General features: G+C 76.0%; 1 protein-coding gene. It reads left to right on the forward strand.

Going from position 1 to position 1,227, the window contains the following annotated elements:
- Window positions 1–51: 51 nt before the first annotated feature.
- Window positions 52–1,227 (forward strand): MBL fold metallo-hydrolase (locus tag AB1460_RS37605; protein WP_368967343.1); only part of this gene is annotated, 1,176 nt, incomplete at its 3' end.

Genomic DNA, 1,227 nt, shown 5'->3' on the forward strand with positions numbered 1-1,227 from the left:
CGCCGACGCCACCCCGTCCGGGGGGGCGTCGGCGGGTGGGCAGGGGTGGGGATGACGACGGGTCAGGTGCAGGTGGAGGTCGTGGAGACCTCGACGTTGGGCGACCGCAGCTATCTGGCCCACGACGGGCGGGTGGCGGTGGTCATCGACCCGCAGCGCGACATCGACCGGATGCTGGCGCTGGCGGGCCGGCTCGGGGTGCGGATCACCCATGTCGCGGAGACCCATCTGCACAACGACTACGTCTCCGGCGGGTTGGCGCTGGCCCGGCTGACCGGGGCGCGGTATCTCGTCGCGGCCGCGGACCCGGTGGCTTTCGACCGGGTGGCGGTCGCCGACGGCGACGAGGTGGTGGTGTCGCCGTCGCTGCGGCTGGTGGTGGTGGGCACGCCGGGGCACACGTTCACCCACCTGTCGTTCGTGCTGGCCGGCCCGGACGGGCCGGTGGGGGTGTTCACCGGCGGGTCGCTGCTGTTCGGGACGACGGGACGCACCGACCTGCTCGGTCCGGACCATGCGCACACGCTGGCAGAGCGTCAGCATGCGTCGGTGCGGCGGCTGGCCGATGCGCTGCCGGGCGGGGCGTGGGTGTGGCCGACGCACGGCTTCGGCAGTTTCTGTTCGGCGACGCAGGCGGACGCGGCGGCGTCGACGATCGGGCGGGAACGGACGGTGAACCCGGCGCTGCGGCTGGAACGCGACGACTTCGTCGCCGAGGTGCTGGCCGGGTTGGACGCCTACCCGGCGTACTACGCGCACATGGGTGCCCGTAACGCCGCCGGTGCGGCGCCGGTGGATCTGACGCCGGTGCGCCGGGCGGCGCCGGCGGAGCTGGGGGCGCGGCTGGCAGCCGGCGAGTGGGTGGTGGACCTGCGGTCGCGGACCGCGTACACGCAGTGCCATCTGGCGGGCACGCTCAGCCTGGGGCTGGACGGTCCGATGGCGACGTGGCTGGGCTGGCTGGCGCCGTGGGAGGCGCCGATCACGCTGCTCGCCGACACGGAGGCCGATCTGGCACAGGCGCAGCGGGAGCTGGCGCGGATCGGGATCGACCGGCCGGCCGCGGCGGCGACGGGCAGCCCGGCGCGGTGGGCGGGCGGGGAGGCGCGGCGGCTCGCGGCGCTGCCGACGGCGACCTTCGCGGAGCTGGCCGCGGCCCGGGCGGGGACGCCGCCGCGCGGGCTGCCCCCGGCGCAGGTGATCCTCGATGTGCGCCTGGGTGGGGAG

It is taken from the genome of Parafrankia sp. FMc2 (assembly GCF_041008525.1).
Classification (GTDB): Bacteria; Actinomycetota; Actinomycetes; order Frankiales; family Frankiaceae; genus Parafrankia.